Below are 26,164 nucleotides of genomic sequence, written 5' to 3'. Positions count from 1 at the left end.
CGTGGAACTGAGCGGTGCCCGTGTCCTGGTGGCCGGTGCCACGGGAGCGCTGGGCGGTGCGATCACCGCCGAACTGGCCGACCGGGGCGCCCGCGTGGCCCTCGCCGGACGCGACCGCGGCCGCCTGGCCCACACCGCGCGGGCGTATCCCAGTGCCCCGACCGCCGGCTTCGACGCCCACGATCCCGGGTCGTGCGCTCTGGCCGTGCACGAAGCGGCGGCAGCCCTCCAAGGGCTGGACGTCGTCGTCGCGTTCGGGTCGGTGGCCTTCGGTGCTGCCGAGGAGATCGGTGACGAGGTCGCGGAGCACCTGATGGCGGTCAACCACCTCGCGCCCGCCGCGTTCTTCCGCGCCGCGCTCGGCATCCTGCGACGCGGTTCGGCGATCGCCGCCGTCACCGGCGTGGTGGCCGAGCGCCCGCAGCCCCGAATGGCCGACTACAGCGTCTCCAAAGCCGCGCTCGCCGCATGGCTGGACGCCGTCCGCCGCGAAGCACGGAGCGCCGGTGTCGCGGTACTGGAGATCCGGCCGGGTCATCTCGACACAGGCTTCGCGACTCGCCCCGTGGCGGGCACCGCCCCACCCCTGCCGGAGGGCGGCGACCCGCGTCACGTCGCCGGCGCCGTCGCGGACGCGCTGGAGGTCGGCGCCGAGCTGCTGCGCTCGGGCCCCGACAAAAGCCCCGTCGTCGAACGGCGAGCCCGGTGACACCCCGCCCCGCCAAGGACTCCGACGTGATCGTCATCGGTGGTGGTGCGGCCGGTCTCAGCCTCGCCCACCGGCTGACGGAGAAGGGCGCCGCCACTGTGACCGTGGTCGAGCCGCCGGACGGTCCGCTCCGCCCCGCGGAACGGACCTGGTGCTACTGGGACGCGGGCGTCGACGGCCTGGAAGAGGCGGTCAGCGCGTCCTGGTCCGTGCTGCGTCTGCACGGCGCCGACCGCCGGCCGGTCGTTGTCGGACCTGCCCCGTTTACCTACCGCATGGTGCGCTCCGCCGACTTCGAGCGGCTGGTCCACGGCCGCCTGGCCCGCTCGGACGGCGGGCGTCTCCTGCGCGCGACGGTGGAATCGGTGCGCGGTGTGCCCGGAGGCGCGGAGGTCCGGTGCACGCTGCCCGGGGGCTGGTCCCTGACGCTGCGCGCCCGGCGGGTGTTCGACTCGCGGCCGCTGCCTGTCCTGCCGCCGGCGCGCACGCGGTTGCTGCAGCACTTCCGCGGCTGGTTCGTACGTACCGACACTGACCGGTTCGACCCCTCGGTCGCGGATTTGATGGACTTCCGGGTTCCTCAGCCGGCGCACGGACTCGCCTTCGGCTACGTCCTGCCGCTGGCGCCGGACCGGGCGCTCGTGGAATACACCGAGTTCTCCGGCAACGCGCTGACCACCGAGGCGTACGAATCGGCTCTCGGTCACTACTGCCGAGACGTCCTCGGGCTCGGCGCGCTCTCCGTGGAACGGGCGGAGCAGGGGATCATTCCCATGACCGACGCCCGCTTTCCGCGACGGGCCGGTCCCGCCCACTTCCGTGTCGGAACCGCGGGGGGCGCCACTCGTGCGGCCACTGGCTACACCTTCGCGGCGGTGCAGCGACAGAGCAGAGCCATCGCCGCCGCCCTGCGCGACGGGCGCACCACCATCCCCGCACCCCACGGGCGGAGGGCGTCGGCCATGGACGCGGTCCTGCTGCGTGCCCTGGACACCGGGCGCATCGACGGCCCGCGATTCTTCACTGACCTGTTCCGCCGGATCCCGGCGGAGCGCCTGTTGCGCTTCCTCGACGGCGCCACCTCCCTGCGGGAGGAGTGGGGCATCGGGCTGCGCACCCCTGTCCTGCCGATGCTTCGTACGGCCGCCGAACTGCCCTTTGTGCCCCGACGCTCCCAGCCCTTCGCAAGAACCGGAGACAATCACCGATGAGCCTCCTGCGCGAGCACGACCTGGCCCGCGCCTTCGACCACGCCGCCTGCACCTACGACAGCCTCACCTCTCTCAACCCCGGCCACCACACCGACCTCCTGCGCTCGGCCCGCCGGCTCCGGCTCCCTGACGACGGCGCCGGACTGCACGTTCTCGACCTCGGCTGCGGTACCGGCGCCTCCACCCGGGCCCTGCTCAGTGCCGCGCCCCGGGCCCGGATCACGGCTGTGGACGCGTCGGCGGGCATGCTGCGCCGCGCCCAGGCCAAGCCGTGGCCCGCACGCGTGCGGTTCCTGCACCTGACCGCCGAGGAGGTCACGACGGCCGGCGAGGGCCCCTTCGACGCGGTCTTCGCCGCCCACTTGTTCCGCAACGTCACCGACCCGGACGCGGTCCTGGGCAGCGTCCGGAGCCTGCTGCGGCCGGGCGGACGTATCAGCGCCCACGAGTACACCCTGAGCGGCCGGCGGCTGCACCGGGCGTTGTGGACGGCGGTGTGCCACGGCGTCGTCATCCCGGCGGGCACGCTCACCGGCGACCGGGCCCTGTACCGCCACCTCTGGCACAGCGTCATCGCCTTCGACACCGCCCCCGCCTTCGCCGACCGGCTGATGCGAGCCGGCTTGACCGGAGTGCGCGTCGCCCCGGTCGCCGGATGGCAGACGGGCATCGTGCACACCTTCCTCGCCCGCAACGGCCCGAGCCCGGCACGCCCGACCACGGCAAGGGAGCGAGTCCGGTGACGGCCCGCCGTACCGCTGCCGCCCGACGAGGCCGCGACCGCAAGGCCGAGGTTCTGGCGCCGCCACCCGGCAGGGACCGGTTCCAGCGTGGGGTCGAGCCGTCCGTCGCGGTGGTCGGTGGCGGGATCGCCGGTCTCGCCGCGGCCACCCTGCTGGCCGAGCGGGGTGCCCGCGTGACCCTGTACGAGGAAGAGGATGCACTGGGCGGCCGGCTCTCCGGTTGGCCCGCCAGGCTGGCGGACGGCTCCTCCGTGACCATGACCCGCGGGTTCCACGCCTTCTTCCGCCAGTACTACAACCTGCGCGGGCTCCTCCGTCGTACCGACCCTGCCCTTTCGCGGCTCACGCCGCTGCCCGACTACCCCCTGCGGCACAGTGGCGGCCTGACCGACAGCTTCGCCCGAGTTCCGAGAACGCCGCCTTTCAGCGCGCTCGGCTTCGTCGCCCTCAGCCCGAGCTTCGGCTGGCGGGACCTCGCCGCCATGGACGCCCGGGCGGCACTGCCTCTGCTCGACGTGCGGGTGCCCGAGGTGTACGAACGCTTCGACGAGGTCACCGCAACCGGCTTCCTGGACAGCGTGAGTTTCCCGGAAGCTGCGCACCACCTGGCGTTCGAGGTGTTTTCACGCAGCTTCTTCGCCGACCCGTGCGAACTGTCCGCCGCCGAACTGCTGCTGATGTTCCACATCTACTTCCTCGGATCGGCCGAGGGACTGCTCTTCGACGTACCGGGCGAACCCTTCCCCCAGGCGCTCTGGGACCCGCTTGGCGACTACCTCCAGCGCCTCGGGGTGGACATCCGCACCGGCACCCCCGTCCACGGCGTGCTCCCCCTCGGCGACGGTGGGGCGCACGTGCACACCGACACCGGCGCCGGGCGCCACCAAGCCGTGGTGCTCGCCCTCGACCCCGGGAGCCTGCGCCGGATCGTCGGCGCGTCACCCGGCCTGGGCACGTCCGACTGGTGCGAGGACATCGCGGCCCTGCGCACCGCACCGCCGTTCCTCGTCTCCCGGCTCTGGCTCGACCGGCCGGTCCGCGCCGACCGGCCCGGATTCCTCGGCACCAGCGGCTACGGCGGGCTCGACAACATCAGCGTCCTGGAGCGGTACGAGGGCGAGGCCGCTCGCTGGGCCGCACGGACCGGGGGCTCGGTCGTAGAACTGCACGCCTACGCCGTGGACCCGGCGGCCGAACCGAAGGAGGTGCAGGACATGCTCGTCGACCGGCTGCACCAGGTGTACCCGGAGATCCGCGAGGCGCGCATCATCGACGCCCGGCACGAGTGGCGCTCGGACTGCCCGCTCTTCGAGGCCGGCTCCCACCGCCGGCGACCCACCGTGCGCACCCCTCATCCGTGGCTGACCCTGGCCGGCGACGGAATCCGCTGCAACCTGCCCGTCGCCCTCATGGAACGGGCCGCCACCACGGGCTTCCTGGCCGCGAACGCCCTGCTCGCCGACCGGGGGGTGCGCGGCCAGGTCCTGTGGACGGTACCCCGGGCGGGCCGTTCACCCTTGCTCCGGGCGCTCGGAGCCGTCGCAGGGCGCCACTCGTCTCGCTGACCGGTGCCCGGTCAGCCGGGGAACCGTCCGGTGCTGCGCAGCGTCCAGCGCCGTTCGGCGTAGGCCAGGTCGTCGCGCCACAGGCGGCCGGCCGTACGGCGCATCAGCGGGCGCAGTACGGGGGCGGCGGCCCGCGCCAGGGCGAAGCCGGGCCGGTCCGACGCGGCGACGACCGCCTCGACCACGGCGGTGCGCGGACGCTCGTGGTCGGGCCCGGTCAGCGGCGTCGCGTGTGTCTCGACCACGGACGTGGCGCCCTCGCCGTCGGTGATGCGCATGACGACCGTGCGCGGCTCCGGCGCCGTGAACTCGGCCCGTACCGGAACCACGAGCCGCCCGGCCACCCGGAAGGAGACATCGACGACGAAGGCGTCGTCCTTGTCCCCCCGCGGCTCCCGCGCCACCGACAGGTCGACGAACGAGTACGGGTGGAACCACGAACCGTGCCACGGATCTAGCCGGTTGGCCACCACGTCCTGCGGTTCGCACCGTCCTACCGCCGTGAACACCGCGTCCACCCCACGGCCCCTCGCCGGTCGAGCGGGCACGACAGGCCGCTCGGTGGGCTCCTCGCCACCCACCGCGTCCAGCCGCACCCAGACGAGTACGCCGTCGTCGTGCACGGGAAACGGCTGCCAGCCGGCGGACGGAGAACCGTCCAGGGCGAGCCCGTGCCAGTGGCAGACCAGCGTGCCGCACACCACCCGGCTGTCGCGCAGGGGAGCGCCCAGGTGCGGGCAGACGCCCGAACCGGCATGGGGCTCGCCGTCCTCCGAGCGCCACAGCACGACCTCCACACCACCGACCGTCCGGCCGTACGGGCGATCGTCCGCGCGCACGTTCCGGGAGGCACCGACCACGAACCAGTTGCCGGACGGACGGGCGGACGCCCGCTCGAGTGCGTCGGCGACGAGCGCCGGCCGCGCCTGGCGCCAAGTCGGTGTCTGCGCCGCCCAGTCCGGGCCGGACCTCCGCCGCCGCAACGGCGGCGACCAGCGCTTGCCGTCCCTTCGACTACTCACCGCACCGGCCCCTTCCACTCGACTGCCGGACCACCCGCCGGGGCCGCTCGGTGCGCGGCGCGAGTGAGCCACCGGGCACCGGCCACGCGCAGCGCACCGGCCGCGGCCGTTGCCGCCCGACGCCGACGCGACACCACCGCACGGCGATGCAGCACGGTGTAGTCCTGCTCGGCGATCGCGTCGAGAATCCCGCCGTAGAGGGTGAACGCGGCACGGATACAGGGACGCACCCGCGGATCGAGCATCGCGATGCCCGGCTCCGCCGTCCGGTACACGCCCCGCGTCATGGCCTCCGCCGCGACCAGAGCGGCGCGGATCCGAGAATCGCGCCGCCCGGTGCGCCGGCTCCACTCCAGCAGGGGTCTGTCCACACCGTGCGCGGCCAGCAGATCGCCGGGCAGGTAGACGCGGCCCCGGTCGAGATCCTCACCCACGTCGCGCAGGAAGTTGGTGAGCTGGAACGCCACACCGAGCGCCGCCGCGTGCGGTGCCGCCTCCTCCCGGGCCGTGACCGTACCGAGGACCGGCAGCATCTGCAGGCCGATCACCGCCGCCGAACCGTGCACGTACCCCTGCAGATCGGCGTAGGTGGGGTAGTGGGTGACGGTCAGGTCGGCACGCATCGAGGACAGGAAGTCGGCGAAGAGGGCATGACCGATGTCGTAGCGGTCGGCTGTGTCCGCGACGGCCCGGACCACCGGTTCGTCGCCCGCTCCGGCGCGCAGCCCGTCGGTCAGGTCGCTCTCCAGGCGTCGCAGCAGCCGGTCGCGCTCCTCGGGCGCGCGATGGCGGTCGTGGTCGTCCACGATGTCGTCCGCCCAGCGGGCGAAGCCGTACAGGGCGTGCACGGCGGAGCGGCGTTCGAGGGGCAGCAGGCGGGTGGCCAGGAAGTAGGTCCTGCCGTGGCGGGCGTTGAGCCGTCGGCACTGGGTGTAGGCGGCGCGCAGTGCGGGATCGGTGATCCCGGCGGCGTCCAGTTCACGACGGGTCATCAGCACCTGCCGGGGCCGGGACGGAGGATGCGTCGGTCGCGGTCGAGGACGGCGCCGTCCGTGCGGGCCGGGTACCGGTGCCGCCGGTGACGCGCGTGGCGGCGAGTTTGCCGCTGATGAGTACGGTCGGTACGCCGACGCCCGGAGTGGTACCGCAGCCGCCGAGCACCACGTTGTCCAGCCCCCGTACGAGGTTGCGCGGGCGGAACGGTCCGGTCTGGGCGAAGGTGTGGGAGACGGAGAAGGGGCTGCCGGCGGCGTGGCCCTGCCTCGCCCAGTCGAGCGGCGTCACCAGAAGCTCTTCCTGGATGCTGTCCGCGAACCCGTCCAGGCCCCGGCGCTCCAGTTCACCCACCAGGCGGTCGCGGTAGCGCGGGCCGAGGCCCCGCCACGCGGCGGCTGTGGGACCGACCGCTGTGTTCGGACAGGGGGCGAGGACGTAGTGGAGGTGGCGTCCCGGCGGTGCCAGGGCGGGATCGTGTGCGGTGGGGCGGGTGATGAGCAGAGAGGGGTCGCTCATCAGCTCGCCCGTGCGGGTCAGCTCGTCGAAGGTGCGCTGCCACGCGGCGCCGAAGGAGATGGTGTGGTGAGCGAGGTGCGGCCAGGTGCGGTCGGTTCCCGCGTGCAGGATCACGGCGGACGGTGAGTGACGCAGCCGCGCCGGCCGCCGGGGCGCCCGCCCCAGCAGCCCGTAGGCGGCGGGCAGTTCGCACGTGAGCACCACCGCGTCGCAGGGGATGCGCTCGCCGGAGGCCAGGTGGACGGCCCGTACTCGGTCCGCGGAGCGCTCCAGCGTGCGTACTTCGGCAGTCCAGCGCAGATCGGCACCGGCTTCCGCCGCCGCGTCGGCCATGGCGCGGGGGAGTGCGTGCATTCCGCCCTTGGGGAACCAGACGCCGGCCACGGTGTCCATGTAAGCGATCACGGCGTAGGCCGCGAGTGCTCGGGCCGGGGCCACCCCGGCGTACAGCGCCTGGAAGGAGAAGACCCGGCGCAGGCGCTCGTCGGAGAGGAAGCGGCCGATGCGGCCGTCCAGCCGTCCGAAACCGCCCAGCGCCACCAGCCGGGCCAGATCCGGGTGCAGCAGTTGGAAGGGCGAGTCGAAGTTCGTGTCGATGAAACGGCGCATCTGGACCCGGTACAGACGTTCCAGCCACTGCCGCAGGTCGCGGTATCCGGCCGCCTGCGCCGGTCCGGCGAAGCGCCGTACCTCCGCCTCCATCGCCTCGCCGTCGGTGTGCACGTCGAGCGAGGAACCGTCCGCGAAGCACGCCCGGTAGGCCGGGTCCAGAGCCGTCAGCCCGACGCGGCGGTAAAGGCTGTCCCCGACGGCGGCGAACGCCTCGTCGGCCAGGTGCGGCATGGTCAGCACCGTGGGGCCAGTGTCCAACTCGTAGCCGCCCAGTCGCACCCGGCCGGCCCGGCCGCCGGGACCGGCGTCCCGTTCGACGACGGTGACCCGGCGGCCCGCACCCAGCAGGTGCAGGGCACAGGCCAGCCCGGACAGCCCGGCACCCACCACGACGACATGGTCGGTCGGCCCCGGCACCCTCTTCACGCGACCTCCTCGGCACGGCGCTGGGCCACACCCGTCGCGCGCGAGACCAGCGCGGCGAACTCGTGCCGCACGGCAGGGCGTGCACCGGCGCGCTCGAAGTGCGCAAGGCTCATGTTGGTCAGCTCCTCGATCTTCGCCTCCACCAGGTCCCGGGCGCCGGTGCGCTGCAGCGCGGACCGCACCTGCCGTACGGCCTTCTCGGACTTCGGGTCCGCGTCCGGAGCCAGCGCCGTGGCAGCCTGGTGATCACCGGCGGCGTCGGCGAGCCGGACGGCGACGGCGAGGAGGTAGGTGAGCTTGCGGGAGCGCAGGTCGTCGTAGGCCGACTTGCCGGTCAGCGCCGGGTCGCCGAAGGCGCCGAGGAGGTCGTCACGGAGCTGGAAGGCCAGCCCGGCGCACCGGCCGGCCGCCCGCAGCGCGTCCAGTACGTGTTCGTCGGCGTCGGCCAGCGAAGCGCCCAGCGTGAGCGGTCGGGCGACGGTGTACAGGGCGCTCTTCAGGGTGGCGATGGTCAGCGCCTCGTCGACACCGGAGGACCGGGCGGCCTGGGCGTGCAGGTCGCGGTACTGTCCGGCGACCATCTCGGTGCGCATCGCCCGCCACTCCTCGTGCAGGCGTGAGCCGTGCGGCGTGCCGAGTGCCGTCTCCGTCAGCAGGTCGTCCGCCCACGCCAGCGCCAGGTCACCGGCGAGCACGGCGGCCGACGTGCCGAACGGCTCCGCTTGGCCGTGCATGCCCATCGCCCGGTGAACGCGCGCGAAGTGTACGTGCAGGGCCGGTGCGCCTCGTCGCTGTGCGGATCCGTCCATCACGTCGTCGTGTACGAGGGCGCATGCCTGGAGCAGTTCGAGGGCGGCTCCCGCGCGCAGGACGGCTGTGGCGTCTCCCGAGCCACCCGCGGCGCGCCAGCCGCAGTAGGCGAACGCGGTGCGCAGCCGTTTGCCTCCCCGCACGGCCAGCGTGGCGAGGTGGTCGGCCAGCTCCCGGGCGAAGACGGCGTCGACGGTACGGGAGTGACGCAGTCGTTCGTCGAGTACCTGCTCGAGGACTGTGCCGACGGCGTCCGCTGCGTCGATCGCGGTGAGAGGGTCGTCGACGAGTTCGGCCGGTGGGGCCACCATCGGCGGCAGTCCAGGCATGCGCAACCCCTTCTCACTCTTGGTTATCCGCACGGCACTGTTTCCGCCGGGTGCCCTGTTACGGATGCACTGATTCCTTGCCCGTTCGGCACCCGACGCCGACCGAACTCACCTCAGCGGCGCAACGGGCGGGATCTCATGGTGGTGCGTCGCCCCGCGCGCGTTCCTGTTCGCATATGTCTGCGAGGTCGGTGAGCCGGTCCGACTGCCGCACCGGCCGGGCGACGCGCTGGTTGCCGGCCAGCAGGTCCTGGTGCCGGTCGAGGAAGGCCCAGTAGCCGGCGGTGCACGGGCACGCGTGCTCGCCGGTGCGGTCGCCCGGCCGGTAGACGCACGGGGCGCACAGGTCGCTCATGCGGTTCACGTAGGTGCCGCCCGACGCGTAGGGCTTGGTCGTCATCCGGCCGCCGTCGGCGTACTGGGACATGCCGACGACGTTGGGGAGCATGACCCAGTCGTAGCCGTCCACGAAGCGGGGGTGGAACCACTCCGTGACGGCGGCGGGGTCCCAGCCGCGCTGGAGTGCGTGCCTGTCGAGGATCATCAGCCGGGGGATGTGGTGCGTCCAGCCCGTGTCGCGCACCTGGGTCAGGACGGTGCGCAGGCAGTTGGCCCGGACGGCGTCCGCGTCCAGGTCTTTCCACCAGTCGGGCAGCGGGGCGGTGTGCTGAAGCTCGTTGGAGCGCCGGTAGTCCTCGCCGAAGTACCAGTACAGCTGCCAGACGTACTCGCACCAGCCGGCAACCTGATGCACGAAGCCCTCCACGCTGTTCAGCGGCGCCCGGCCCTCGCGCCACGCCTGCTCGGCCTGCTCGACGCACTCGGCGGGGTCGAAGGCCGAGGTTCACAGACGAGGAGAGCAGGCTGTGGCTCGTGACGGGGTCGGCGGCGAGCATGGCGTCCTCGTACGGTCCGAACGTGGCGAGCCGGTGCTCGACGAAGCGCCGCAGCGCCCGTCGCGCCTCCGCCCGGGTCGCGGGGAACAGGCGTGGCCCGTCCCGTCCGACGAAGGAGACGTCCCCGTCGCGCTCCCACCGGTCGAGGTCGTGACGGACTTCGTCGTCGATGTCGTCCTCGCGGGGCCGGTAAGGGCGGCCGACCTGGAGGGAAGTGGTCTCGCGGGGTGGGGGTTCCCGGTTGTCGTGATCGAGGTTCCACCGTCCTGCCGCGGGCTGCTCGCCGTCCATGAGCAGGTCGTGGCCGCGACGGACCCAGCGGTAGAAGTCCTCCTGCCGCAGGCGCTTGCCGTCGTGTCCGTCCGTCCAGGCGGTGAAGTCGGGCATCGGCACCAGAAACCCGCGCGCAGGGCCCACCGCCACCTGGTCGAGGGACCGCACGAGGCGGAGGGCCGCGTGCGAGGTCGGGTGGTGGACGCCGAACGGACGCCCACGCGTCGCTCGGTCCAGCCCCTCCCGGTAGGTGTCTGCCCGTACGTACGTGACGCGGTCGCCCAGTTCCGCCGCGCGGTGGCGCATCGCGGACAGCACGAGGTGGGCCTTGGCCCGGTGGAAGCGACGCCTGCGGAAGACGGAGCGCGCCTCGATCATGAGCAGGGGAGTGTCGAGACCGGGTCCCTCTTCGCCCGGGGTGAGGAAGTGGGGGCCGAGCTGGTCGCCGAAGGGCCAGTGCACGACGTGTCTCCTCAGTCGCGGCCGCGGGCGTGCTTGAAGCGCGCGAGCCCGTCGGCGAGGTCGATGAGCGGGTCCGGGTAGTCGAGAACCTCGCGTTCTTCCGCCGGGAGGCGCCAGGGCTCGCGCACCTTCTTACCGTCCACGCTTTGATCGGCTTCGGTCTGGACTCGGTCATCGAGGTTTCCTCCGCGGCCGCGGTCGCCTGGCAGTTCTCCGCCCGCGACCACGCCGTGCGCGAGCAGAGGGAGAAGACCACCCTGCGGATCATCGCTGTCTCCTTCTTCGCGCTCGCCGCCTACGTCACCGTTGACGCCGTCCGCGCGCTGACCGGCACCGGCGGGGCTGAGCCCGTCCCCGGTATCGTCATCGCCGCCCTCTCCCTGGCGGCGATGCCGTTCCTGTCCGCCGCCCAGCGACGTGCCGGGCGTGAACTCGGCTCCGCCAGCGCGGTCGCCGACTCCCAGCAGACCCTGCTGTGCATGGCACTCCACCGGCTCGTCGCGGGCCAAGCCCCGGGAGCCGACGGCGACCATGTCGAAGATGACGGCCCGCGGATGGACACATACACGCGGACGGACGTCAGCCCCGACGACGTCGGCGAGCGGGACTCGCTGGTCACCGCGTCCTTTTGGCGCGGGTGCCGACGTCTTCCCGCGGCCATTGTGGTGCGGGAGGGTGAGGCCGGCGTCGACGGCGGAACGGCCGAGTTCGAGACCGTTCGCAAGGCATGTAGGTGGGCAGGGCCACCGGTGCGGACAGCTGCGATCTGTTGGGTGTGCTTGGCGCCGTTGTCGACAGCGGGGAGGGTGAGGAGTTCGGCGGGGGCGTGGTAGCGGTGGCCCAGCGGGTGCTGCGGGAGCGAACCCCGGTCAGCCTTGTCGCAGAGGTTCTTCGACTGTCGGCCGTGACGCTCGTGCGACGCTCCGGGTGCCCGCGCGCAGGGTGAGCAGCCCCAAAAGGGTCTCTGACCTGCGCTTTCCTGGAGATCACTCATGCCGACATCTTTCCGATGACGCACCACGTGGAGTGCGTGGCGATCCTGGAGCCGGTGAAGAAGGACGCCTGACCTGGGGTTTGTGGGTGGGCTTGATGGGCGGTGAGGGCGTTATGGGCGATATCTTGACGCTGAAATGACGCTCGTGACGCTCATTCGACGCTCGCTCTGATGGGGCGTCAGGGATCCGCTGCGTGCCGCCGATGTCGATGTCAGGGCGGCGTGACGGGGCCGCCGAGGTGGTGGAAGTACAAGGTGTGGTCGCTGAGGGGCTGGCCCACAGGGGCGATCCAAGGCTGCTCGACATCGTCGGGGAGGGTGGGACCCAGCATCCGGCCGACCATGTCGTGTGGGCTGCTGTACTCGCGCCACTCGATGCGGCGGCGGCCTCGCGTTGAAGCTCCGCGAGCCGGGTGTCGCCAAGGGCGGCTGACGGTGTCACCGTCATCTGTAGGGCCAGATACAGCTGCCGCAGAGTGGCCTGGCGCGCTGGAGGCGGAGAACGCGGCCGGCGTCGCCGTTGCCACCGCGAACGGCTTCCGGCTTCTCGGCGTACCGCTCATCGAGGGCGAGGAGAAGGGGCGCCCGTACGCTCTTCAGAGCTGGGCGCTCGACCGGGGCTGAGGCCCGCCCCGGACGCCCGCCGCCTCAGACCCCCGCCCCCTCCCGTGCTCCCGGCACCGGCAGTTCCTCCACCGCGTCCACCGGCCTGTCCAGCACCCGCAGGGAGCGGGTCAGGTGCAGGGCGACTGCCAGCGCGGCCATCAGCACCATCAGGAACAGCACCGCGCCCTGCACCCCGAACCGGTCGCCCAGGAAACCGGCGCCCAGCGGGCCCGTCCATTGCAGGGCCTGCATGCCGAAGCGGCTCACGGCGGAGACCCGGCCGCTGTACTCGTCGGGGACGAGCCGGACCTCGTACGACTCCAGGATCACGTTCAGCGGGACCATTGCGGCCGTCGCCACCAGGAGCACCGCGCCGATCTGCCAGGGCTCGGGGACCAGCGCGACCACGGCGAAGGACTCCACGAAGACCCAGGCGGAAACCAGCAGGGCGGTCCGGGCGCGGATCCGGGCCAGCAGAAGCGGGCCGATCACCGCGCCGACGACCCCGCCGACCAGGGCCGTCGCGTTGACGAAGCCGATGGTCTGCGGGTCGCCGCCGCGGTGCTTCACGAGGGCGATCAGCAGCAGGAAGAAGCCCTGGGCCACCGCGTTGAGCAGCGCCATCCAGATCACCGTGAACCGCAGATAGGCGTGGTCGCGGACGAAGCGGTAACCGGCCATCACGTCCCGGCCGATGCCGGGGCGCTCCGCCCCCGGTTCCCGGTCCGGGCCGAGCGGGCGGCGGATGAGCGCGGCGCCCAGGGACGCGAAGAGGAAGGACACCGCGTCCGCCAGGAAGGGCGCCCAGCGCGCCGCCGAGAACAGCAGCCCGCCCAGCGGGGCGCCGATGACGCGGGCCGCCATGTCCCGGCCCATCGAGCGGGCGGTGGCCTCCCCGATCTGCTCCTTCGGCACGATCCGGCGCAGCGAGGGGATCGTCGATCCCGAGGTGATACCGGACGCGGCACCGGCCACGCAGGCCAGCGCGGAGAGCAGCCACACCGCCGCGTCGCCGCGGTGGACCGCGTACGCGACCGCGCCGAGCGCCGCCGCCTGCACCAGGGGGCCGATGATCAGGGTGAGGCGGCGGGAGACGCGGTCGGCGAGGGCGCCGCCGAGGAGCGTGGTCGCGAGGGTGCCGACCATCGTGGCGGCGGTGATCACCCCGGCCCGGGCGACCGATCCGGTGGCGTACAGGATCAGCAGCGGGAAGGCGATGTTCGAGACGCTGGTGCCGAGCGCGGAGAGGCCGTGCCCCGCCCACCAGCCGACGTAGTCCCTGTTGCGCCACAGCGAGACCCGGGGGCCGACGGGCGGATCGTCCTGGGGCGGCCCCGTCTCCGTACCGTCACGTCGCATGCCCGCAGGTTCCTCTCGGTGGGTTTCGCGCACTGGTCCCATTCGATGCTGCCGGTGGGAAACACCGCCGGCCAGGCAACGAACCGGCAGTACAGGGCCGTTGGACGCGTGCCGTCAGTTGCCGGGTTCCTGCCTGGAAAGCGTTCCCGGGCGTTGGCAGGATCGCCGGGGACCCGCCCCCCGACAGACGTACAGAGGAGACCCGCCATGCCCGCCAGCACAGGCCCCCACGCCGTCGTCCCGCTCGCGGCGGCCGTCGCAGCGGAGGGGGTGGCGGCCGGTGACCCCGGCCGTCCGGAGCGGGGCGGGGACGTGGCGGGGCGGGGGCTGCCCGAGATCCGGGCGGCCGTCGCCGCCGCGCTCGCCGTGGTCACCGGGCTGCCGGCCGACGACGTGCCGTGGGACACCGGGCTGACCGCGCTCGGCGTGACCTCGCTGGAGATCGGCCGCATCTGCGCACGGCTCGGCGACGCGCTGGGGCGGCCGGTGCCGATCTCGCAGATCTACCGGCAGCGGACCGCCGCCGGGCTCGCGGAGTGGATCCACGCCACGGACGGGCGGCCGCACGCGGCACCCGGCGAGGGCACGGAGGCCGGTGACGACACGCGGGCCCCGCTCTCGCCGACGCAGACCTTCATGTTCATGAAGCACGTCTTCAAGCCCGACGACCTGTCGCTGCACTCGGTGCGCTGCTGGCGCATCGAGGGCCGCCCGGACCGGGCCGCACTGGCCGCCGCCGTGGAGTACCTGCACCGCAGGCACCGTTACCTCAGCGCCGAATACCTCTTCCAGGAGCAGCCGTACGTCCGCCCCGCCGACCTGCCCGCCCCGCCACTCGGCGCGTTCCTCGCGGACACCGAGGAGGAGGCGAAGGACGTGCTGGCGCGCGAACTGGCCAAGCCCTTCCGGCTGGTGCGCGGCGACGTGTGGCGGCCGGTCTTCGTGGCGGTGCGCCAGGCGCACGTCACCCTCTTCGGGTACGCCGTCCACCACGTGGCGTTCGACGGCGGCTCGTCCGAGGTCCTGGCGCACGACCTGTCGGCCGCCTACAACGCGTACGCCGAGGGCCGGACGCCCGGCCTGGAGCCCGCCCCCGGTCCGCGCGAGGTGGCCGAGGCGCTGGAGGCGCATCTGCCGTACGTGGATCTCGACGCCCAGCGCGAGTACTGGCGGCGCACGATCAACGGCATGACCCCGCTGGAATACCCGGGCGGTGCGGAGGCGCCGCGCGGGACACCCTGCCGGATGATCGACCTGCCGCTGCCCGCCGGGCTCGCCGACGGGGTGCGGGGGCTCGCGCAGCGCCACGGGGTCAGCCCGTTCGCCGTGTATCTGAGCGCGTACGGGCAGGGCATGGCGGAGCTCATCGGCGAGCACGACTTCGGCGTCGGCACGCCCGTCAACCGGCGCGGGAACAGCGTCCTCAGCCGGGCCGCGGGATGCCTCATCGACATCCTGCCGCTGCGGCCCAGGACGGACCCGGACGCCTCGCCCGCCGCGTCGATCGCCGCCACCGCCGGGGCCGTCGCGGAGGCGTTCTCCGCGCAGGACCTGTCGATCTCCGAGATCGCCGGGCTCCAGCTGAAGACGGAGTCCACGGACCGCAACCGGATGTTCCAGACGATGTTCGTGCTCCAGGACAACGGACTCGGCGAACTGGCCCTGAAGGGGCTGCCGTCGCAGTTCTTCCGGCCACGCTACCCCGGTGTCTCCGGCGAGGTGCACGCCGAGGTCTGGCCCGCCGCCGGGACGCACGGACGGCTGGTGATCGGCTACCACCCGGACCGGACCTCCGGCGCCTTCTGTACCCGGCTCGCCGAGGCCATGCTCGACCGGCTCAGCGGATACCTGGCCTGATCCGATGACGACGTCCAGGGACAACCCGTGGATCGGCAGCCGGATCGGCGCCGTGGACCGGCCGCGTACGCGGGTGATCTGCCTGCCGCAGTCGGGTGCGGGGCCCGCCGCGTTCACCGCCTGGCGGCCCCATCTGCCGCCCGGCGTGGAGATCGCCACCGTGACCCTGCCCGGCCGGGGCCCCCGGACCGCCGAACCGCTGCCGCCGGACCCGGACACCGTGACGCGCCTGCTGCTCGACGGGCTGCGCCCCGAACTCGACGTGCCGTACGTCCTGTTCGGTCACAGCCTGGGCGCGCTGCTGGCCCACGCGGTGACCGTCCGGGCCGCCCGGGAGGGTGTTCCCGCACCGGCCGCGCTCGTCGTGTCCGGGTCGCGGGCGCCGCACACCCCACCCGGGGCTTCGGTCGCCGAGTACGACGATCAGGGCCTGGCCGCCTGGCTGACCCGGATCGGCGGGCTGCCGCCGGAGCTGCTGCGGCACGGCGCGTACGCCGCGTACGTGTTCCGTACGGTCCGCGCCGACCTGGCTCTGGCCGAGCGGATCGTGACGGCCGGGCCGGTACGGGTCGGCTGCCCGCTCCACGCGTTCGGTGGGGTGGACGACACGCTCGCACCGCCCGCCCTGATCGAGGAGTGGCGCGCCTGCGCGGCCGGAGAGCACACCACGACGCTGCTGCCCGGCGGACACGGCTTCCCGCAGTCCGAACCGGCGGCGACCGTCGCCGCACTGGCCGGCGTCCTGCCGGTATCCGTACATCCATCACAGGAAGGACCGCCACGGTGACCACGACCGAGCAGACCGAAGCCATCCGTACCCAGGTGAGGGCCTATCTGACCGAGGAGCTGGCGACGCCCGTCGCCGACGACCTCAACATCTTCGGCGCGGGCCTCGCCAACTCGCTGTTCACGATCCAGCTCGTGACCTACGTGGAGCGCGCCTTCGGCGTCCAGGTCGGCACCGACGAGCTGGACGAAGTGCACTTCTGCTCCGTCGACGCGATCACCGCGTTCGTGGCCGCCAAGCCGGCGCGCTCCGTCGCCTGACCATCCCGCCCGCCCTCTCCTGCCGGAGGCTCCACGTGAAGCCGTCGCCCCTCGAAGCGGCCCTGCCCCTGTCGCCGTTGCAGGAAGGGATGCTCTTCCACGCCCTGTACGACGAGGAGGGCGTCGACGTCTACACCATCCAGGTCGCCTTCGGGCTGGGCGGCGCGCTCGACGCGGACCGGCTGCGGGCCGCGTGCGGGGCGCTCCTGGAGCGGCATCCGGTGCTGCGGGCGGGCTTCCAGCAGCGGAAGACAGGCGAGCCCGTTCAGCTGGTACGACGGCGGGCCGCGGCGCCGTGGACGGACCTCGACCTGAGCGCGCTCCCGGCGGACGAGCAGCAGGACCGGCTCGCCCGCTACCGGACCGACGACCGGGCCCGGGGCTTCGACATGGGCCGCCCGCCACTGATCCGCTTCACCCTGGCCCGGCTCGCCGACGACGAGCACGTCATGATCCTGACGTACCATCACATCCTGCTGGACGCATGGTCGTTCCAGATCGTGCTGCGCGACCTGCTGGTGCTGTACGCGGCCGGGGGCGACGGCGGGGCGCTGCCGCCCCCGGTCCCCTTCGCCCGCTATCTCTCCTGGCTCGCCGGGCAGGACCGGGCCGCGTCCGAGGACGCGTGGGCCGAGACGCTGGCCGGGCTCGGGGAGCCCACCCTCGTCGCGCCCGGCGCCGACGCGGCCGGGGGCGCCGCGATGCCCCGCATGGCCGCAGCCGAGCTGACCGAGGAGGCCACCGGGGCGCTCACCGCCGCCGCCCGCGCGGCCGGGCTCACCCTGAACTCCGTGGTGCTGGCCGCCTGGTCGCTGGTCCTCGGCGGGCTGACCGGGCGCTGGGACGTGGTCTTCGGGCAGACCGTGTCCGGCCGCCCGGCCGGGCTGGACGACGTGGAGGACATCGTCGGCCTGCTCATCAACGCCGCCCCGGTCCGGGTGCGGCTCGACCCGCGCGAGGCGCTGGGCGCACTGGCCGCCCGCATCCAGCGGGAGCAGTCGGCGCTGGAACCGCACCACCACGTGGGCCTCGCCGATGTGCAGCGGCGGGCCGGGCTCGGCGAACTCTTCGACACCTCCGTGGCGTTCGGGAACGCCCCGATGAAGTGGGACGACGTGCGCGCCCCGGTCGGCGGGCTGCGGCTGACCGCCGTCGAGGGCGACGGGTCGGCCGGGTCCACGCACTACCCGCTCAGCCTGATGGCCGTCCCCGGCAGGCGGCTGCGGCTGGAGGTCAACTACCGGCAGGACCTGTACGAGCGGGCCGACGCGGAGAGCGTCGCCGCCCGCGTCCGCCACCTCCTGGAGACCTGGCTCACCGCGCCGGACACCCCGGTGGGGCGCGTCGCGCTGCTCACCCCGGATGAGGCGCACCGAGTGCTGGACACCTGGAACGACACCGCGCACCCGGTCGCGTCCACCACCCTGCCCCGGATGTTCGCCGAGCAGGCGGCCCGTACGCCCGACGCCGTCGCCCTGGTCGCCGAGGACGCCACCCTGACGTACGCCGAGACCGCCGATCTGGTCCGCGCCCTGGCCGCACGGCTGCGCGGGCACGGGGTCCGGCACGGCGACACCGTGGCCGTCGCGCTGCCGAGGTCGGCCGCCCTGGTCGTCGCCCTGCACGCGGTGCAGGCGGCGGGCGCCGCCTATGTGCCGGTCGACCCGGACCTGCCCGCCGAGCGGATCGGGTGGCTCCTGGAGGACGCCGCTCCCGCGCTGCTGCTCACCGAGACCGCGACGGCCGCCGCGCTGCCGGAGACGGACGCGCCCCGGCTGCTGCTGGACGCGCCGGGGGAGCCGGTGGAGGACGTCTCCGGGGCGCCGGAAGGGCCGCAGGGGGCGAGCGCGGCCTACGTCATCTTCACGTCCGGGTCGACCGGGCGGCCCAAGGGCGTCATGGTGCCGCACGCCGCCGTGGTCAACCGGCTGCGCTGGATGCAGGACCGCTATCCGATCGGGCCCGGGGACCGGGTGCTCCAGAAGACCCCGTGCGGGTTCGACGTCTCGGTCTGGGAGTTCTTCTGGCCGCTGCACACCGGCGCCACCCTGGTCGTGGCGCGCCCGGACGGCCACAAGGACCCGGCCTACCTGGCGGAGCTGGTCCGGCGCGAGAACGTCTCCGTCGCGCACTTCGTCCCCTCGATGCTCCAGGTGTTCCTCCAGGAACCGGCCGCCGCGCACTGCACCGGGCTGCGGCGCGTCTTCTCCAGCGGCGAGGCGCTGCCCGTGGCCACCCAGAACCGCTTCCTGGACCTGCTCGGGTCGGAGGGGGCCGAGCTGCACAACCTGTACGGGCCGACCGAGGCCGCCGTCGACGTCACGTTCTGGCAGTGCCGCCCGGTCGCCGGGGCCGGGTCCGTGCCCATCGGCCGGCCGGTGTGGAACACTCGCCTGCTGGTGCTCGACAAGGCGCTGCTGCCCGTCCCGCCCGGCGTCCCCGGCGAGCTGTACCTCGCGGGCGCGCAGCTGGCCCACGGCTACGCGCACCGGCCCGTCCTCACCGCCGAGCGCTTCGTCGCCGACCCGTACGGGGAGCCCGGCGCCCGCATGTACCGCACCGGTGACGTGGTGCGCTGGACGGCCGACGGGGTCCTCGAATACCTGGGCCGCAGCGACGACCAGGTCAAGATCCGGGGCCTGCGCGTCGAGCTCGGCGAGATCGACACCGTCCTGGCAGCGCACGCGTCCGTGGCCCAGGTCGCGACCGTGGTCCGGGAGGACCAGCCGGGCGTGAAGCGCCTGGTGGCGTACGTGGTGGCCGCGGGGACCCCGGACGCCGGGCGTCGTACGGCCGCGCTCACCGAGCACGCCGCCGGGGCCCTGCCCGAGTACATGGTGCCCGGGGCCGTCGTCTGGCTGGACCGGCTGCCGCTGACGCCGAACGGGAAGCTGGACCGCCGCGCGCTGCCCGCCCCGGCCGCCGCGGCCGGCTCCGGCGGGCGGGCGCCCTCGGGGCACGCGGAGGAGACCCTGTGCGCGCTGTTCGCCGAGGTGCTGGGCGTGGCGGGGCCGGGCGTGGACGACAGCTTCTTCGACCTCGGCGGCGACTCGATCGTCTCCATCCAACTGGTCGCCCGGGCACGCAAGTCGGGCCTGGTGATCACCCCGAAAGACGTGTTCACGCACCGGACGGTCGCCGCTCTCGCCCGGGTCGCCCGGACGGCCGCCGACCGCCCGGCCGAGCACCCGGACGCGGGCGTCGGACCGCTTAAACCCACCCCGGTCATGCACTGGCTCCGCGAGCGCGGCGGGCCCTCGGACGGCTTCCACCAGTCGGTCCTGGTCCGCGTCCCGCACCTCGGTACGACCGGCCGGCTGGCCCGGGCGGTCCAGCGGGTCCTGGACCGGCACGACGCGCTCCGCATGCGCCGCCTCGCCACTGGACCGGACGGCCGGGACTGGGCCCTCGACATCGCCGCGCCCGGCACGGTGCGCGCCGAGGACCTGGTGCGCCGCCGCGACATCAGCGGCCTCGGCCCGGACGCGCTGCGGGCGGCCGTCGCCGAGGAGTCCGCCGCCGCCCGCGACCGGCTCGACCCGGCCGCGCGCCGCATGGCCGAGGCGGTCTGGTTCGACGCGGGCCCCGGTGCCGACGGCCTCCTCCTGCTCACCGTGCACCACCTCGCCGTGGACGGCGTCTCCTGGCGCGTTCTGCTCCCCGACCTGCACCGGGCGTGGGAGGGCGCCGCCGACGGCGGCGGTACGGCCGGACTCGACCCCGTGCACACGTCCTTCCGCACCTGGTCCGAGCGGCTGCACATGGCGGCCCGCGACCCCTGGCACACCGACCGGCTGTCGCTCTGGGAGGAGATCCTGTCCGGCGGTGACCCGATGCTCGCCGCGCGCCCGCTCGACCCCGCGCGGGATGTGTACGGGACCGCCCGTTCGCTCACCATGACCCTGCCGGCCGCGTACACCGAACCGCTGCTGACCGGCGTGCCCGCCGCCTTCCGGACCGGGGTCAACGACATCCTGCTCACCGCCCTCGCCCTGGCCGTCGAATCCTGGCGCCGGGCGCGCGGGACGGGCGGCGCGGGCGGGGTGCTCGTGGACCTGGAGGGGCACGGCCGCGAGGAGATCGCGGACGGCCTCGACCTGTCGCGTACCGCGGGATGGTTCACCAGCCTCTACCCCGTGCGCGTGGACCCCGGGACCGGCGACCTGAACCGGGCCGTGAAGCGGGTCAAGGAGCAACTGCGGGCGATCCCCGGCAACGGCATCGGCTACGGGCTGCTGCGCCACCTCAACCCGGACACGGCCGGTGCCCTCGCCACCCACCCGGCCCCGCAGATCGGCTTCAACTACCTCGGCAGGATCTCCGGACCCGGCGAAGGCGTGTGGGACATCGCGGCCGAGGCGGACGCCGTGGTGTCCGGGACCGACGACGGGCTGCCCATGCCGCACGTCATCGAGGTCAACGCCGCCACCCACGACCTGCCCGACGGGCCCCGCCTCACCGCGACCTGGTCCTGGCCCGGCGCCCTGCTCACCGAGGCGGACGCGGCGGAGCTCGGCGAGGCGTGGTTCGCCGCCCTGCGCGACCTCGTCGCCCACACCGCGCGGCCCGGAGCGGGCGGACTCACCCCCTCCGACGTGCCGCTGGTGGACATCGGGCAGGACGAGCTGGAAGCCCTGGAGGCCACGTGGCCCGCGGGCCCGCCCGCCGGGCTGCTGCCCGCGACGCCGCTCCAGGAAGGGCTGCTGCACCACGCCCGGTACGACAGCGGGGCCGCCGACGTCTACCACGTCCAGCTCGTCGCGGAACTCGAAGGCGCCCTCGACACCGGCGCCCTGCGCCGCGCCTGCCAGGCCCTCACCGACCGGCACGAGGTCCTGCGCACCGGCTTCCTGCTCCTGGACTCCGGCGAACCCGTCCAGGCCGTCGCCGCGCGCGTCGAAGTCCCGTGGGCCGAGCTGGACCTGACCCGCCCGGACGGTTCGTCGCCGCGCCCCCGCCTGGACGCCTTCCTCGCCCGCGACCGGCGGGCCCGGTTCGCCATGGACCGACCGCCGCTGCTGCGCTTCACACTGCTCAGGACGGGGGCGGACCGGTACGCCCTGGTCTTCACCAGCCACCACATCCTGACCGACGGCTGGTCCACCTCGGTGCTGCTGCGCGACCTGTTCACGCTGTACCTGAGCGGCGGCGACCCCGCCGCGCTGCCCCGGCCCGTCCCCGCCCGGGAGTACGCCGCCTGGCTGGCGGGCCGGGACCGCGAGGCCGCCCGCGAGGCGTGGCGCACCGCGCTCAAGGGCCTGCCCGGGCCCTCCCTGATCGCCCCCGGCCACGACACCGGAACCCTCACGACACTCCCCGAGCGGATCACCGCCGAGCTCCCGCAGGACCTCACGGCCGCGCTCACCGCCGCCGCCCGCACGGCCGGGGTGACCTTGAACACCGTGGTCCAGGGCGTCTGGGGGCTGCTCCTCGCCGAGCTGACCGGGCGCCGGGACGTGGTGTTCGGCGCGACCGTCTCCGTCCGGCCGCCGGAACTGCCCGGCATCGAGGACATGGTGGGGCTGTACATCAACACCGTGCCGGTCCGCGTCGAGGCGGCCGACCCCGCCGAACCGCTGCGCGCCCTGCTCGTACGCGTACAGGCCGCGCAGGCCGAACTGGCGGACCATCACCACCTCGGACCGGCCGGCATACAGCGCCTGGTGGGCGCGGGGCCGCTGTACGACACGTCGATCGTCTTCGAGAACTACCCGAGGGCAGCCGCCCTGCCCGCCGTGCCGGGTGCGGGGCTGCGCGTCGCCGACTTCTACGGCCGGGACGCCTACCACTACCCGCTCAAGCTGATGGCCGTTCCCGGAGACCGGATGTACCTGGAGGTCAGCCACCGCGCCGAGCTGGTGGACGCCGGACAGGCCGCCGCCGTGCTCGACCGGCTCACCGCGCTGCTCACCGCCTTCGCCACGGACCCGGAGACCCCGACGGGGGCGCTGCCCGGGGACGCGCTGCCCGTGCCGGCCGTGCGAGCCGTGCCGGACGCGCGGCCCGCGCCCGCTGCTGGGCCCTCGGCGCGGACGGAGGCGCTGTGCGCGCTGTTCGCCTCGGTGCTCGGGCGCGAACACCACGGCGCCGACGAGGACTTCTTCGACGCGGGCGGCGACTCGCTGCGGGCGCTCCGGCTCGCCGGGCGCGCCCGGGCGGCGCTGGGCGTCGAGCCCGACCTCGTACAGATCCACCGCCACCGCACTCCGGCTGCCCTGGCCGCCGTGCTCGTACCCATACAGGAAAACCAGGAAGGAAGTCAGTGATGGCGAATCCGTTCGACGACGAGGAGGGGACCTTCGTGGTCCTGGTCAACGACGAGGGGCAGCACTCGCTGTGGCCGTCCTTCGCGGAGGTCCCGGCGGGCTGGACCGTGGCGCACGGGGAGTCCGACCGGGCGTCCGCGCTCGCGTACATCGAGGCCGGCTGGACCGACATGCGGCCCAAGAGCCTCATCGACGCCACCGCGTAACACCCCATCCCCTTCTTCGTACGCCGCTGAGGAGAACGAGTCCTTGTCCCGCACCCTGCACGACGTCGTGGTCACCGGCCTCGGAGCCACCACCCCGCTCGGCGGCACCGCCCCGGCCACCTGGGAGGCGCTGCTCGCCGGGCGCGGTGGCGCGGTCGCGCTCACCGAGCGCTGGGCCAAGGACCTCCCGGTGCGGATCGCCGCCCGGGCCGCCGTGGAGCCGTCGTCCGTGCTGGACCGGATCGAGGCACGGCGGATGGACCGGGCCGGGCAGTTCGCCGTCGTCGCGCTCCGCGAGGCGTGGGCGGACGCCGGGTTCTCCGCCCCGGCCGGGAAGGACGGCGGCCCCGACGCCGACCGGACGGCGGCGGTCGTCGGCACCGCGTTTGGCGGGCTCGGCACGGCCCTCGCGGGCGAGGAGGTGCTGCGGACCGGCGGGCCCCGGCGGGTCTCCCCGATCGCGGTCCCGATGCTGATGGCCAACAGCCCGGCTGCCCAGGCCAGCATGGTCATCGGCGCCCGGGCCTGCGCGCAGGCCCCGGCCACCGCGTGCGCGGCGGGTGCCGAGGCCGTGGCGGCCGGGCTCGACCTGATCCGGCTGGGCCGCGCCGATGTGGTCGCGGTCGGCGGCAGCGACGCGGCGATCCAACCGCTGGCGATGGCCGGGTTCGCGAACATGACCGCGCTGTCCCGGCGCAACGAGGCCCCGGAGCGGGCCTCGCGCCCCTTCGACACGGGGCGGGACGGGTTCGTCATGGGGGAGGGGGCCGCGGTGCTGATCCTGGAACGGGCCGAGCACGCGCGGGCCCGGGGCGCCAGGATCTACTGCGAGGTCGCCGGGGCCGGGATGAGCGCGGACGCCCACCACATGGCCCGGCCCGAGCCCACAGGGAAGTCCCTGGCCCGGGCAATGGAGCGGGCCCTCGCGGACGGCGGCCTGACCGCCGCCGACGTGGTCCAGGTCGGGGCGCACGCCACCTCGACCCCGGGCGGCGACATGATCGAGAGCCGGGCGATCGGCGCGCTGTTCGGGCCGGGCGGGGTCCCGGTGTCGGCGATCAAGTCGATGACGGGACATCTGCTGGGCGCCGCCGGGGCGTTGTCCGCGGTGGCGGCGGTGCTCGCGCTGCGGGACCGGGTGGCTCCGGCCACCGTCAACATCGAGGAGCTGGACGAGACCATCGAGCTGGACGTGGTCCGCGCGGCCCCCCGCCCCCTGCCCGCCGGACCCGCGGCCGTGCTGAGCAACGCGTCGGGCTTCGGCGGCCACCAGGTGGCGCTGGCCCTGCGGGCGGGGTGAGGGGAGGGGGCGGCGGGACCGTCAGGCGCCGAGCGTGCGGCCGGAGTCCTGGTCGAGCGTGTCGATGTAGTCGATGTATGCCTTGATCCAGCCGTAGACCCGGTAGCCGTAGAGGGTGCCGCGGTGCACGCGGATCAGGGAGGCGTCGGCGAGCTCGGCCAGGCCGCAGACGACGCTGCCCGCCGTCCACGCGCCCGCCGGATGGTCGCTCACCACGTCCTCGACGGTGAACGAGTCGAAGGACCGGGCCAAGTGGTGCAGCAGGTCCCGCTGTTCGGCGGTGAGCAGGTCGTAGCTCCAGCGCACGCTGTCCGCGAGGGTCCTGTGGTGCGAGACCGCCGACAGGTCGAACCGGTCGAACATGTACAGCGCGGGACCGCTGTACAGCAGGGACTCCAGCGACACGGTCCGGATGCAGTGCGCGGCCGCCTCGATCGCGCGCGGCAGCCCGTCCAGGCGCCGGCACAGCTCGGCCACCTGGGGCAGGCGGCTGTCCAGGTCGAGCGTGGGCACGGTGGACCTGGCGCGGCGCAGGAACAGCTCGACGGCGGCCGGCAGGGCTGCCCCGTCCTCCGTGGAGCCGTCGGCCGCCCCGTCCGCGCACGGTTCGCCCGCCGGAAGCGGGGACACCTCCCAGACGTCGGCCGACAGCACGGCCAGCGGCCGCCGTGAGCTGATCAGCACCCGCAGTCCGGGATGCGTCACGACGAGCCGCAGGACCAGCCGGGAGACCGTCGCGACGACGTGTTCCGCGGTGTCCACGACGAGCAGCAGGTCCAGCTCCCGGCCCGGTTCGCGGGCGACCGCGTCCGCCAGGACCGCGTCCACGGCCCGGTGTACCTCGTCCCGCGCCGCGGCCGGGTCCGCCGATTCGGGTGTGCAGGGGCCGAGTTCGACCACGCCGACGCCGTTGCGGAAGCGTTCCTGGAGGCGGGCGGCGGCGGTCAGGGCGAGCCGGGTCTTGCCGACGCCGCCGGGTCCGGTGAGGACGAGCAGCCTGCCCCGGCGCATGGTGCGCAGGACATGGCGCAGGTCGTCGTCGCGCCCGGCCATGGCCTCGGTGAGCGGGCGGGGGCCGCGCCAGCGGTCCGGGTCGACCGGGTGTGGCCAGTGCCCGGAGGCGTCGTGCTGGAGGGGCAGGAAGAGCGGGGTGACCTCGTGGCCGGGGTGGAGGCCCTCGGCGCCGGCGAGTTCGGCGAGCGAGGTCCCGAAGGCGCCCAGCAGGAGGTCGACGGAGGCGCGGCGGGGCCGCTTGTTGGAGCCCGTCTCGATGTTGCGGATGGTACGCACGCTGACCCCGGAGCGCTCCGCCAGCTCCTCCTGGGTCCAGCCGCGCGCCTGCCTTCGCTCGGCGAGCAGATGGCGCAGCCGGCGGACGTCCGGCGTCGCGGACATGGGCTGTTCGATGGCCTCGATCATGTTCCGGATCCCCTGATTGCTTCTCGTGGCCGTGGCGGTGTGACGCCCCGCCCCTGTCCGCCCGGGAGCGGACAAGGGGCGCGGGAGCGTCCGGTGTTACCTGGCCACGAGGCGGGGTCGCTGCCGACGTGGGCGATGCGGTCGGCCTCGTCCACGAAGACGACGCGCGGCTCCCGCTTGCCGATCTCGCCCTCCTCCACCGACTCGTAGGCGATGATGACGACGATGTCGCCCGGGGTGACCAGCCGCGCCGCGGCGCCGTTGATGCGGACGACACCCGAGCCGCGCTCGCCCTCGATGATGTACGTCTCCAGGCGCGAGCCGTTGTTGACGTCCACGATGGCCACCTGCTCGCCGACCAGCAGGTCCGCCGCCTCCATGAGGACAGGGTCCAGGGTGAGCGAGCCGACGTGGTTCAGGTCGGCCTCGGTGACCGTCGCCCGGTGGATCTTGGACGTGAGCATGGTGCGGCGCATCGGGAAGTTCCTTCGAAGCGGACCGGATTCCGGTGAAGCGAATGAGAGATGGAGGGAATCCAGC

17 protein-coding genes and 4 pseudogenes are annotated in these 26,164 nt (G+C 73.9%); 11 read left to right on the top strand and 10 right to left on the bottom strand.

Features of this window, described 5'->3' with window-relative positions; translation table 11 throughout:
• The first annotated feature begins 1 nt into the window (after window position 1).
• From ABZ693_RS02200 to ABZ693_RS02185, 4 genes are read left to right on the top strand one after another with little or no spacing between them, the layout of a single operon-like run.
• Window positions 2-709: an SDR family NAD(P)-dependent oxidoreductase gene (locus ABZ693_RS02200; protein ID WP_359872375.1), complete on the top strand. Its 708-nt coding sequence runs from the start codon at window positions 2-4 to the stop codon at window positions 707-709.
• A complete protein-coding gene (locus ABZ693_RS02195) occupies window positions 706-1,920 on the top strand; it encodes a lycopene cyclase family protein (RefSeq protein WP_359872373.1) in 1,215 nt (404 codons plus the stop codon). Before ABZ693_RS02200 ends, ABZ693_RS02195 begins: the two co-directional genes overlap by 4 nt.
• The gene (locus ABZ693_RS02190; protein WP_359872371.1) at window positions 1,917-2,663 is read left to right on the top strand and encodes a class I SAM-dependent methyltransferase; all 747 of its coding nucleotides are present in this window, start codon (window positions 1,917-1,919) and stop codon (window positions 2,661-2,663) included. Before ABZ693_RS02195 ends, ABZ693_RS02190 begins: the two co-directional genes overlap by 4 nt.
• Window positions 2,660-4,228 carry an FAD-dependent oxidoreductase gene (locus tag ABZ693_RS02185; RefSeq protein ID WP_359872369.1) on the top strand — a complete coding sequence of 523 codons (1,569 nt, stop codon included), beginning with the start codon at window positions 2,660-2,662 and terminating at the stop codon, window positions 4,226-4,228. Before ABZ693_RS02190 ends, ABZ693_RS02185 begins: the two co-directional genes overlap by 4 nt.
• Window positions 4,229-4,239: 11 nt before the next feature.
• Here ABZ693_RS02185 and ABZ693_RS02180 read toward each other — a convergent pair whose 3' ends face one another.
• From ABZ693_RS02180 to ABZ693_RS02155, 6 genes and pseudogenes are all read right to left on the bottom strand, one after another.
• Window positions 4,240-5,250: a Rieske (2Fe-2S) protein gene (locus ABZ693_RS02180; protein ID WP_359872367.1), complete on the bottom strand. Its 1,011-nt coding sequence runs from the start codon at window positions 5,248-5,250 to the stop codon at window positions 4,240-4,242.
• The gene (locus ABZ693_RS02175; protein WP_359872365.1) at window positions 5,247-6,242 is read right to left on the bottom strand and encodes a phytoene/squalene synthase family protein; all 996 of its coding nucleotides are present in this window, start codon (window positions 6,240-6,242) and stop codon (window positions 5,247-5,249) included. Before ABZ693_RS02175 ends, ABZ693_RS02180 begins: the two co-directional genes overlap by 4 nt.
• Window positions 6,229-7,800: a phytoene desaturase family protein gene (gene crtI, locus ABZ693_RS02170; RefSeq protein WP_359872363.1), complete on the bottom strand. Its 1,572-nt coding sequence runs from the start codon at window positions 7,798-7,800 to the stop codon at window positions 6,229-6,231. Before crtI ends, ABZ693_RS02175 begins: the two co-directional genes overlap by 14 nt.
• Entirely contained in the window at window positions 7,797-8,939 is a 1,143-nt protein-coding gene (locus tag ABZ693_RS02165) for a polyprenyl synthetase family protein (RefSeq protein WP_359872361.1), read from the bottom strand. The genes crtI and ABZ693_RS02165 overlap by 4 nt, the downstream gene beginning before the upstream one ends.
• A 136-nt stretch (window positions 8,940-9,075) precedes the next feature.
• Window positions 9,076-10,570, bottom strand: a pseudogene (locus tag ABZ693_RS02160) (cryptochrome/photolyase family protein).
• Window positions 10,571-10,581: 11 nt separating this feature from the next.
• A pseudogene (locus tag ABZ693_RS02155) lies at window positions 10,582-10,713 on the bottom strand (hypothetical protein); the annotation flags it as partial.
• Between ABZ693_RS02155 and ABZ693_RS02150 the strand changes: the two are divergent.
• Window positions 10,714-11,058, top strand: a pseudogene (locus ABZ693_RS02150) (cation transporter); the annotation flags it as partial.
• Between the two features lie 136 nt (window positions 11,059-11,194).
• Here ABZ693_RS02150 and ABZ693_RS36140 read toward each other — a convergent pair.
• Window positions 11,195-11,390, bottom strand: a pseudogene (locus ABZ693_RS36140) (ISL3 family transposase); the annotation flags it as partial.
• A gap of 822 nt (window positions 11,391-12,212) precedes the next feature.
• Complete coding sequence (locus ABZ693_RS02145) at window positions 12,213-13,529, bottom strand: MFS transporter (protein ID WP_359872359.1); 1,317 nt, start codon at window positions 13,527-13,529, stop codon at window positions 12,213-12,215.
• Between the two features lie 207 nt (window positions 13,530-13,736).
• On the opposite strand from ABZ693_RS02145, the gene ABZ693_RS02140 reads away from it, so the two are divergent.
• Genes ABZ693_RS02140 through ABZ693_RS02115 form a run of 6 tightly spaced genes read left to right on the top strand, consistent with a single transcriptional unit; the run spans window position 13,737 to window position 24,205 of the window.
• Window positions 13,737-15,386 (top strand): condensation domain-containing protein, encoded by a 1,650-nt coding sequence (locus ABZ693_RS02140; RefSeq protein ID WP_359872357.1) that lies wholly within the window; start codon window positions 13,737-13,739, stop codon window positions 15,384-15,386.
• A gap of 4 nt (window positions 15,387-15,390) precedes the next feature.
• The gene (locus ABZ693_RS02135; protein WP_359872355.1) at window positions 15,391-16,173 is read left to right on the top strand and encodes a thioesterase II family protein; all 783 of its coding nucleotides are present in this window, start codon (window positions 15,391-15,393) and stop codon (window positions 16,171-16,173) included.
• Complete coding sequence (locus ABZ693_RS02130) at window positions 16,170-16,433, top strand: acyl carrier protein (protein ID WP_359872353.1); 264 nt, start codon at window positions 16,170-16,172, stop codon at window positions 16,431-16,433. Before ABZ693_RS02135 ends, ABZ693_RS02130 begins: the two co-directional genes overlap by 4 nt.
• 35 nt (window positions 16,434-16,468) lie before the next feature.
• Complete coding sequence (locus tag ABZ693_RS02125) at window positions 16,469-22,699, top strand: non-ribosomal peptide synthetase (protein WP_359872351.1); 6,231 nt, start codon at window positions 16,469-16,471, stop codon at window positions 22,697-22,699.
• Entirely contained in the window at window positions 22,699-22,905 is a 207-nt protein-coding gene (locus tag ABZ693_RS02120; protein ID WP_359872349.1) for an MbtH family protein, read from the top strand. The genes ABZ693_RS02125 and ABZ693_RS02120 overlap by 1 nt, the downstream gene beginning before the upstream one ends.
• Window positions 22,906-22,948: 43 nt before the next feature.
• A complete protein-coding gene (locus tag ABZ693_RS02115) occupies window positions 22,949-24,205 on the top strand; it encodes a beta-ketoacyl-[acyl-carrier-protein] synthase family protein (RefSeq protein WP_359872347.1) in 1,257 nt (418 codons plus the stop codon).
• Window positions 24,206-24,226: 21 nt separating this feature from the next.
• Here the strand turns inward: ABZ693_RS02115 and ABZ693_RS02110 are convergent, their stop codons facing one another.
• Together ABZ693_RS02110 and panD are read right to left on the bottom strand one after the other, a co-directional pair.
• Entirely contained in the window at window positions 24,227-25,624 is a 1,398-nt protein-coding gene (locus tag ABZ693_RS02110; protein WP_359872345.1) for an ATP-binding protein, read from the bottom strand.
• On the bottom strand, window positions 25,621-26,100 hold the full coding sequence (gene panD, locus ABZ693_RS02105; RefSeq protein ID WP_359872342.1) for an aspartate 1-decarboxylase: 480 nt from the start codon (window positions 26,098-26,100) through the stop codon (window positions 25,621-25,623). The genes ABZ693_RS02110 and panD overlap by 4 nt, the downstream gene beginning before the upstream one ends.
• Window positions 26,101-26,164 lie beyond the last annotated feature (64 nt).

Source organism: Streptomyces laurentii, assembly GCF_040635425.1.
GTDB lineage: Bacteria > Actinomycetota > Actinomycetes > Streptomycetales > Streptomycetaceae > Streptomyces > Streptomyces laurentii.
The sequence above is the reverse complement of the archived record's forward strand: the minus strand, read 5'-3'. Positions and strand labels throughout refer to the sequence as shown.

Bases quoted from the DNA above. Each gene is read 5' to 3' on its own strand.
- ABZ693_RS02190 (WP_359872371.1), top strand. From the start codon at position 1,917: ATGAGCCTCCTGCGCGAGCACGACCTGGCCCGCGCCTTCGACCACGCC.
- ABZ693_RS02175 (WP_359872365.1), bottom strand. From the start codon at position 6,242: ATGACCCGTCGTGAACTGGACGCCGCCGGGATCACCGATCCCGCACTG.
- ABZ693_RS02165 (WP_359872361.1), bottom strand. From the start codon at position 8,939: ATGCCTGGACTGCCGCCGATGGTGGCCCCACCGGCCGAACTCGTCGAC.
- ABZ693_RS02145 (WP_359872359.1), bottom strand. From the start codon at position 13,529: ATGCGACGTGACGGTACGGAGACGGGGCCGCCCCAGGACGATCCGCCC.
- ABZ693_RS02140 (WP_359872357.1), top strand. From the start codon at position 13,737: ATGCCCGCCAGCACAGGCCCCCACGCCGTCGTCCCGCTCGCGGCGGCC.
- ABZ693_RS02135 (WP_359872355.1), top strand. From the start codon at position 15,391: ATGACGACGTCCAGGGACAACCCGTGGATCGGCAGCCGGATCGGCGCC.
- ABZ693_RS02120 (WP_359872349.1), top strand. From the start codon at position 22,699: ATGGCGAATCCGTTCGACGACGAGGAGGGGACCTTCGTGGTCCTGGTC.
- ABZ693_RS02110 (WP_359872345.1), bottom strand. From the start codon at position 25,624: ATGATCGAGGCCATCGAACAGCCCATGTCCGCGACGCCGGACGTCCGC.
- panD (WP_359872342.1), bottom strand. From the start codon at position 26,100: ATGCGCCGCACCATGCTCACGTCCAAGATCCACCGGGCGACGGTCACC.